Raw genomic sequence first — 8,718 nt, 5'->3', positions numbered from 1 at the left:
GCCACTTGGTCGGGTGTCTTGGACGTCGAACGTGTTAGATTTTCGTGTAGCAGATCCGCCATCGTCAAACTCCAAGCAGTCCCGCAATGATGTTGCGTTGGATGTCCGACGTGCCGGCGTACAAGACGCCGCCGATCGCGTCACGCCAATCTCGATCGATCCCATTTTCGCACAGGTAGCCTCGTCCGCCATGAATCCGCACCGCGTCTTCGCTGGACTGTGCGTAGCACTCACTCAGGTACAGTTTCAAGATGGCGGCGTCCATCATCGCTGATTTCCCCTGGCTCTTCAGCCACGCGACCTTGTAGAGCATCAGCTTTGACGTTTCCAAGCGAACTTTCATGTCCGCGATTCGATTGGAGATCGACTGGAATTTTCCGATCGGCTGGCCGAATTGGGAACGCTCTTTTGCGTACCGGACGCAGGTTTCCAATTGGCGCTGCATGGCGCCGACTTGGCTGGCCAAGATGCAGCAGCGTTCGAATTCCAGCGAATGATTGAACGTGGCGAAGCCGCCACCTTCCTTGCCGAGTCGATGCGATTCGGGGACAAAGCAGTCGTTCAGATGCAGTTCGCCGATCGGGACGGTCCGAAGGCCCATTTTCAGATGATTTGCGCCGCGGCGAAATCCCTGCTGTTTCGCTTCGACCAAAAACGTGGACAGCCCCCACTTGCCCTTCGCCGGATTCGTACTCGCCACGACGAGCGCCACGTCGCAGATCGGTGCGAGCGTGACCATGCACTTGCTGCCGTTGAGCACGTAGCCGCCGTCGACTTTCTCCGCCGTCGTTTTCAGATGAAAGACGTCGCTACCGGTACTCGGTTCGGTGATCCCATGCGCCCCTTTCCAAGTGCCGTCGCAAAGTTTTGGCAGAAAGCGTTCTTTTTGAAACTCGCTGCCGAAGTGCAAGATCGGCAGCTGAACGGCCCACATCTGTGCGTTCAGCGCCAGCAGCAAACCGCCGTCGCTGCATCCGTAGCCGAGCGCTTCCATGGCCAGCATTGCGGTTTCAATATCGGCCGAAGCTCGACCGCCGTATTCGGTCGGGATGTACAGGCCCTGGATGCCAAATTCGGCAGCCCGCTGCCAAAGGTCTTCGGCGAACTCGCTCCGTTCGTCTCTGTCGATCACATCGTCGCTCAGATGCTCGAACGCGAACGTTTGCATCCGGTCGCGATAGGCGAGTTGTGCTTCGCTCCAATCAAAATTCATAACGGTGACCTGAGAGCATTCGATGGTTGGGGCGGCGCGGAACGTTTCAGGTGCCCGTCACGGTGAAACAGATCACGGTGCGGACCTTCGATTTCGCCGTGCATTGCGGTAGGGGTGACGTGGCGATGATGGAGCACTAACAGGATGTGTTTTTTTATCATGTGAATGCCCGTTCGACGAACCAGTAACTGGCGATCAAGCCGATCACCACGGACCCTCCGATCAGCACGACGCGCTGATAAAGTTCCCGTTTCCGCAGCAGGAAGATCAGCGGAAACACCACCGCAACGATTGCCAACTGCCCGAGTTCGACGCCCAGATTGAACCCGATGAGCACTTTGACCAGATGTATCATGCGAAACGGCAGTTCGCTCATCACCGAAGCGAACCCCATGCCGTGGAACAGGCCGAACCCAAAGATGATCAGCCAGGTCTTGTCATTGAATCGGGGGCGAATCGTATTGATCGCCACCAACACGATCGACAAGGCGATCAGTGATTCGACCCATCGCGAAGGCAGGTCGATCACACCGAGCGCGGCCAAGCTGAGCGTGATCGAATGCGCGACGGTAAACAGCGTGACGATCTTGACGATGTTCAAAAACGCTTGCCTGAAACTCGGCACCGGGACCCACTTGCCTTCTTGACGGACCAAGACCGCCGGCAACAGCAATGCGACGATAAACAGGATGTGGTCGATGCCGATCCAGATGTGCAACACACCCTGCCAAATGAAATCGCGAGGGCGAAGCAACAGGTCGATGTGATTCAAATCAAGTTCTTGGACCGGGTTGTGCGCCCCGAACACCATCGCGGTGAACTCGCCTTCGAACTCCTGACCGCTTTTCTTGTTTCGTTCGATGCAGACCAAGCTTCGGTGGGTAAAGTCATCTTCCACAAACAGGCTGTTGCGAATCGTGATCACATCCGGAATCGGACCGACGGGGGTTTGGTAAACATATTGGGCATAGCTTCCTTCGTCGTCGGGCAGGTCCAGAATCCGCAAGTCGATGTACTGGATCGGAACAGGTTTCGAAGCGACCGAAATGCCGTAGTGTCGGCGCAGATAATCCAGCACCAGTGGCTGGGTTTCTCGAAGGATCGTCATGCGATCGTCCGCGGGCGCGGATTCCGCTGTCACGTCACCGGTTGTGGAATCACCGGCTGGTGGAACGTCGATTCCCAATTTATCTCGCAAGTCATTCAAATTGATTTCGACGCGACCGGTCAATCGATCCTCTTCGACATTCAGCCAAACGTAGGTCTCACCGGTCGTGTGCGCCGAGCCGGTGGCCGAAAGCAGGAGCACGTGCAGCAACGCGAGGGCAAGTTGCAAACCCACGCGGCGGACCGACCCGCCACGGCAAGGCTGGAACCGTCCTGGTCGGAACGAGCGGATCTCCAGGCGGTCGGGTGGCGAAGGGATCGGATTCATGGGTGATGAAAAGTGCTTTGTCGCTTCATCGCGGCCCGAAACCTTGTTGCGGTTCGTCGGGTCGGCTGAATGTTGGGTGAAAAACCGGCCCCCGATTGCCTGGCGTGCCACGCGGATGCCAGGGGATCCGTCCGGCACACCGCCGACTCGCAGCCCAGGATAGTCGATCGAAACGCGATGCCGGCACGCTTCGGGGCGGCAGTCCGGATTTTTCCCGTGCTCTGGTTGGCAGGTCGCCCAACTCTGGCGGCCTCTTCGCGTCAGGCGCTTCGACCGATACGATTGACAGGGGGTGATGGTTGAAACCGTCGTCGCCCTCCTGGATGATTCTGCCTTGATTGGGCGACTGCGACCCTCTCTTTTTCCGCCGCGTTTATTGGACGATTCGATGCCCCGCACCCTGTTTCGAAATGCATCCGTTGTGCTGGCCGACACGGTCACCGAGAGTTCCGTTCTGATCGAAGACGGCAAAATCTTGGATGTGGCGGCGTCCGCCGACGCTGCGGCCGACAACGTGGTCGATTGTGCGGGTTTGCACTTGATGCCGGGCGTGATCGATGACCAGGTTCACTTTCGCGAACCCGGACTGACGCACAAAGAAGACCTGTCGACCGCCAGCCATGCCTGTGCCGCCGGTGGCGTCACGTCGTTCTTGGAAATGCCCAACACCAAACCGCCCGCGGTGACGCTCGACGGTGTCCGTGCCAAAGAGCAACTCGGCGCGGAAAAGTCATTGGTCAATTATGGCTTTTACATCGGAGCGACCCCCGACAACTCCGCCGAGTTGGCCAAGGTGACCGATGTCCCGGGAATCAAAATCTTTATCGGCAGCAGCACCGGCAACTTGTTGGTCGATGAACAGGAGGCGTTGGAGCGGATCTTTGCCGAAACGACACTGCCGATCTGCGCCCACTGCGAAGACGAACAAACGGTTCGCGCCAATGCGGCTCGATTGGCCGGTACCACCGATGTGGCCGACCATTCACGCATCCGGGACGTCCAGGCCGCCGTGATCGCGACTCGGCGGGCGACCGATTTGGCCCGCCGATACAAACATCGCTTTCACGTCTTGCATGTCTCCACCGCCGCCGAACTGGAAATCCTGGCCGATCCCGCGCCGTACATCACCGCCGAAGTCTGCCTGCACCACATCTTTTTCAATGTCGACGATTACCCCCGCCTGGGAACTCGGATCCAAATGAATCCCTCGATCAAATCGGCCGACGACAATCGCCGACTGTTCCAGGCGTTGCTGGACCAGACGATCCAGGTCATCGCGACCGACCACGCCCCGCACACGCTGGAAGAAAAAGCGGCGCAGTACCCCAACAGCCCCTCGGGGTTGCCGGCCGTCGAAAACAGTTTGGCGTTGATGCTCGATCAAGTCACCCAGGGACGATGCTCCATCAACCAAGTCGCGTCGTGGATGTGTGATGCCCCGGCGCGCGTCTGGGGGATCGTGGGCAAGGGCCGGATCGAAAACGGATACGATGCGGATCTGGTGCTGGTGGACCTGCACAAACAAAAGACGATTCGCGATGCCGAGCAACACACCAAATCCAAATGGTCGCCGTGGGACTCGGTCACGTTGACGGGCTGGCCGGTCGCGACCTTCGTCGGCGGGCACAAGGTCTACGATGCCGACAACGGGTTTGACGAATCGTTTCGCGGTGCCAAGCTGCGGTTCGATCATTCCCGAGGCGGCTACTGGGCGACCGCAGGCGGAATCGGCACCGAATGATGCCGACTGACGAAGGGCGTTCGGGGCGTTAAACTACAGGCCTCGGTCGCGAAACCACAGCGCCGGGGCGTGCGGATGAATCGTCCGTGCCGTGTTTGACTTCCCTCCTTCCCTTCCCCTTCCAGTGATCCATGTCTGAAAACGACGGCGAAGATGCCAAGCCGGTTGTGCCCTTGTCCGCCAATGCCCGCCGCGTGCTGGGTGTGTTGGTGGAGAAAGCCAAAACGACTCCGGACAACTATCCGATGTCCGCCGCGGCGATCATCAGCGGTTGCAATCAAAAATCGAATCGTTCTCCGCAAATGCAGCTCGACGAAGACGACGTGCTATTGGCGCTGGACGAGTTGCGGGGTGTCGGGGCGGCGCGGGAGATCCAGGGCAGCGGACGGGTGACCAAGTATCGTCATGCCGCCTACGATTGGTTGGACCTGGACAATCCGCAGGCCGCCGTGTTGACCGAATTGCTGCTCCGCGGGCCGCAGACGATCGGCGAGATCCGTACTCGGGCGTCGCGGATGTGCAGTCTGCCCGATCTCGACTCGGTCAAAACCGTTTTGAAATCGCTGGCCGACAAGGATCTGGTGGAAGCGTTGACGCCTCCGGGACGCGGGCAAACGTTTGCCCACAAACTTTATCCGCCACAAGAACGCCAGTACTTAGAAGCCCGTGTCGAAAAGCAAGCGGCAAAGTCGGCGGCGGTCCCCGACACCAGCAAGAATGTCATCGATCAGCTGATCGCGCGATTGGACGCCGTCACCGAACGAATCGACGACCTGGAAGCCCGCCTAAAAGAACTCGAGTCCTAGCTTGCCTCTCCGGAAACCCCAGCTTCCGACCCGCCCCTTTACCTTCATGCTTCATCCAGAGTGAACCTAAGGTTGCGTTTGTCGCGCAGAATCGGTGTCAGTCGGTAACTTGCGGAGCGTTGAACGGACTACTGAACCCACCGATGGCAGCGCGAACCCACGGATGACAGGGTGACATTTTTCGATGATTAGCCCGGCAAAATGGCCTGGAGTTCTTCGTCCAGAATGAATCTTCGGAATGAAGCATCAAAGATGCAGGAGAATCGCAAGCTGGAAGCTTACGCCACTGGTTAGTTGGATTCGACGATCACGTTTTGTGTTCGTGTGGGCAGCTGCGTGAATTGCTCGGTTTTTCCGGTCGGCCAGGTCACCGAGACGGTCACCGACGCGTCGTCCAGGTCGCCCAAACCGAAGTGCAGCACGCGTTCGTTACTGCATTGATATCCGTCACCGGCGACCAGGAACCCGGTGTGTGTGCCCTGGCTGGTTTCGACGCGGAGGGTGCTTCCGATCGCGTCGCGGGAGGACGTGCGGCCTTTCAAGTCCAGACGTATCCAGTTGCCGCTGTTCTCGGTGCGATTGATCATCAGCGCCGTCGGTTCGGTTTGGTGCGTGACCACGAAGTCGACTTGTCCGTCGCGGTTGGCGTCAATCGTCCACAAGCCGCGGCCGACGTGGTTGTTCTGGAAGTACGGCCCCAGAGTTCCGACCGAAACGCTGCTATAGCGGCCCGTCGTGGATCGTTGAAAGATCTGCATCGGCTGGTCATACATCGCTTTCTCGTCGCCTCGTGAGAACAGGTCGACGTGCCCATTGGTGACGACGATCTCCGCGTCGCCGCTGTTGTCCAGGTCGATCGCTTCGGTGCCAAATGCGACCAGCGGACGTGTGGCCTCGACCAGCCCCAGCGGTCCGGTGCGGTCTTGCCAGATGCCCGACGAGGATTGCGTGTGCAGCGTGTTGTATTCTTTGTCGAAATTCGTAACGTACAAGTCAACGTCGCCGTCTCGGTCAAAGTCTCCGGTGGCGATCCCCATCGAACCTTGCGGGATCCCTCGGTCGTCGCCGCCGATTCCACGCAGCATCGCCGACTCGGACAAGGCGAGTTGGGTGTCGTTCGATTCGCCCGCCACGCGACTCCAGTAGTGATTGTTGGTCATGTCGTTGGCCACAAACACTTCATTGCCGAGCCGGCCATCCAAGTCGCCGACGATGATTCCCAGTCCACGCCCGGGCGAATCCGTGATCGCGCCCCAGGTTTCGGTCGTGTCGGAAAACGTTCCGTCGCCGCTGGAACGTAAAAAGCGATCCGGCATGGCTGGAAACAACATCGGGGAGCAGGATCGCATCACCGTGGAGCCGGCCATCGGACAGCCTCGCGTGACCGGGCCCAGCGTGGCGCAGTAGTTGACGACGACGAGATCCGCCAAGCCATCGTGGTCGAGATCCGCGATCGCGCCGCTGGAGGACCATTCGTCAGCGTCGCCCGCTGGCATCTGGTCACTGGCATCCCGAAAGGTTCCGTCACCGTTGTTGACGTACAAACGGTTGGGGCCGTAATTGAGCACCAGCAGATCGGGAAAGCCGTCTTCGTTGACATCTCCGACCGCGACGCCTTGTCCGAATCCCTTGTCGCCGGTTTGTGCGATTTCGCCGACGGGCCGGAATTGTCCGTCCAGGTTTCGGAACAGCTCGTTGGCATCGGAATCTTGTCCGGGCGGCGTTCCACCGGCGGCCACCAGATATAAGTCGCTCCAGCCATCCAAATCAAAATCGATCGTTCCGCCGCCACAACCGAGCGTCTGGTAGAGCATGATTCCCGGCTTGTCGAGCGTTTCGCTGGTCCGCCCCCAAAACGTCAATCCGCGCTGCACCGCTTCGTCTGCGATTTTCCAGTCGACCGCCACGCCGGTTTCTTCGGCGGCTTCACCGGCGACCGCGTCGTCGCGGCGGATCGTTTGTTCGCTCGGATCGTTCGTCGAAACCACCTTTTCGATACTTGGCAGTGGCAGTCGAGCAAACAGCACGTCGAAATCGGGCAGCGCCTCGGGCACCCGCCAGGGTGTGCCCGGTTTCAAACGTTGCACCAGCTCGTCGCGAAATCCGGCGACGTCAACCGAGTCGTCTTCGGGTAGGGTGGTCGCGATCGCCGACCAGGCTTCGGCCTCCCAGAGCCGCCCGAGTTTTTCCAGCGACTGGGCAATCTCCAACGCGATCGCCCTTGAGATTTCGCCGGTCCGCGTGAAGCGATCTTTCAACTGGTGAAATCGCGTCAACTGTTGGGCGCGATCATTGACGATCGTGACCATCTGTTTGTTGACGTCGGGGTTTTGGGCGGCAAACTCGGGCAGCAGGGTCGCCAACCGCGTCCAGATCTGGACGACTTCGGGATCGCCACAGACGGCCGCTTGGGCAAACGCCCGAAGTGCTGCGGACCCGTCATCGTTCGCCCGAGCCCAATCGCCCAGGGCAATCCAATAGGCCGGGTAGTCCTGAATCCCATCGGTTTGCTCGGCGGCCCAGGTTTCCAGTTCCTCGAACCGCCGAGACGCAGCCAGGGCCTGGCCCAAGAAAGCTTGCGAGGGATGATGTTGCGGGTGATCGGCGACGATCTCGCGGAGCAGCTTGATCGCCTCGTCGAATTTACTTTCGTCGAATTTTGACTTCGCCGCCCCCAACAGCGGTCGCTTGTCGTCGGGGTTGCGGGTGACCATCTGGTCCAGCGGGTCGGCGTCGAGCGTTCGTCGTTCGGTATTGCTCAAGTCCTTCAGCATCGCGATGTCGAACCGCCGTGCGAGTACCAGGGTTTGCCCGTGTCGCAGCGCCGAAACGCGATCATCGGCGCCGATGTAGAAATCGAACAGCCAGCGGCGGGTTTCGTGCTGGTCGGGTTGAGCCTGGAGGGCCTGTTCCAAAAAATCCAGCCCGTCGTGGTATTGTCCCAGCCCGATCATCGCGATCATGGTCTGGCGGACACGACTGGGGTTGGCGAACGACTCGGATTGACACGCCGAACGCAAGAATTTGGCCGCCTGATCGGGATGCCCGCTCTGGTGGGCGGCCTGCGCGATCAGCGCCAAGGTGTCCGGCTCGATTTTCATCAGTCCCGGATGGGTTGCCTGGATCGTCGCGGTTTGGTCGACACCGGCTTGGGCGAGGATGATCTGTGACGCTTCCCAAGCCTGGTCCCACTGTTGCCGCCGCAGCGATAACTTGAGCGTACCGACTGGATTGGCCAGGGTTTTGGTACCTGGCGTGGCGGTGCTTTCCAGCGGGGTATTTCCGCCCGGGTCTCCGGCAGGCGGTGAGCGATCGCAGCCCCAAATCAGCGAGCTGGCAACCAGCAGCAAGACGAGCCCACGCAGCGATGGGCCTCTGCGTCGGACAGAAGTGGGGCGACGGTCGACGGCTTGGGGCAACCATCGTGCGACTGGCCGCGTAGAGATCGACATGGCGGTGATTCGGTTCGACGTGACGTTCTGTTTGCTTCGTTTCCGCATCGGTGCTGTGGATCTCCGTGGTT

5 protein-coding genes are annotated in these 8,718 nt (G+C 59.7%); 2 read left to right on the top strand and 3 right to left on the bottom strand.

The window, feature by feature from the left end:
• Positions 1 to 64: 64 nt before the first annotated feature.
• Together ABX749_RS12660 and ABX749_RS12655 are read right to left on the bottom strand one after the other, a co-directional pair.
• Positions 65 to 1,213 carry an acyl-CoA dehydrogenase family protein gene (locus ABX749_RS12660; protein WP_372896306.1) on the bottom strand — a complete coding sequence of 383 codons (1,149 nt, stop codon included), beginning with the start codon at positions 1,211 to 1,213 and terminating at the stop codon, positions 65 to 67.
• 157 nt (positions 1,214 to 1,370) lie between these two features.
• Entirely contained in the window at positions 1,371 to 2,648 is a 1,278-nt protein-coding gene (locus ABX749_RS12655; protein ID WP_372896305.1) for a HupE/UreJ family protein, read from the bottom strand.
• Between the two features lie 388 nt (positions 2,649 to 3,036).
• Between ABX749_RS12655 and ABX749_RS12650 the strand changes: the two genes are divergently transcribed.
• Together ABX749_RS12650 and ABX749_RS12645 are read left to right on the top strand one after the other, a co-directional pair.
• Positions 3,037 to 4,389 carry a dihydroorotase gene (locus tag ABX749_RS12650; protein ID WP_372896304.1) on the top strand — a complete coding sequence of 451 codons (1,353 nt, stop codon included), beginning with the start codon at positions 3,037 to 3,039 and terminating at the stop codon, positions 4,387 to 4,389.
• Positions 4,390 to 4,520: 131 nt separating this feature from the next.
• On the top strand, positions 4,521 to 5,195 hold the full coding sequence (locus tag ABX749_RS12645) for a YceH family protein (RefSeq protein WP_145211794.1): 675 nt from the start codon (positions 4,521 to 4,523) through the stop codon (positions 5,193 to 5,195).
• A gap of 290 nt (positions 5,196 to 5,485) precedes the next feature.
• Here ABX749_RS12645 and ABX749_RS12640 read toward each other — a convergent pair whose 3' ends face one another.
• The gene (locus ABX749_RS12640; protein ID WP_372896303.1) at positions 5,486 to 8,647 is read right to left on the bottom strand and encodes an FG-GAP-like repeat-containing protein; all 3,162 of its coding nucleotides are present in this window, start codon (positions 8,645 to 8,647) and stop codon (positions 5,486 to 5,488) included.
• Positions 8,648 to 8,718 lie beyond the last annotated feature (71 nt).

It is taken from the genome of Stieleria sp., assembly GCF_041595215.1.
Taxonomy (GTDB): Bacteria; Planctomycetota; Planctomycetia; order Pirellulales; family Pirellulaceae; genus Stieleria; species Stieleria magnilauensis.
Note: the sequence above shows the minus strand (reverse complement) of the source record. Positions and strands in the feature narration are given on the sequence as shown.

Coding starts and splice junctions, on each gene's coding strand:
- ABX749_RS12660 (WP_372896306.1), bottom strand. CDS start 1,213: ATGAATTTTGATTGGAGCGAAGCACAACTCGCCTATCGCGACCGGATG.
- ABX749_RS12655 (WP_372896305.1), bottom strand. CDS start 2,648: ATGAATCCGATCCCTTCGCCACCCGACCGCCTGGAGATCCGCTCGTTC.
- ABX749_RS12650 (WP_372896304.1), top strand. CDS start 3,037: ATGCCCCGCACCCTGTTTCGAAATGCATCCGTTGTGCTGGCCGACACG.
- ABX749_RS12645 (WP_145211794.1), top strand. CDS start 4,521: ATGTCTGAAAACGACGGCGAAGATGCCAAGCCGGTTGTGCCCTTGTCC.
- ABX749_RS12640 (WP_372896303.1), bottom strand. CDS start 8,647: ATGTCGATCTCTACGCGGCCAGTCGCACGATGGTTGCCCCAAGCCGTC.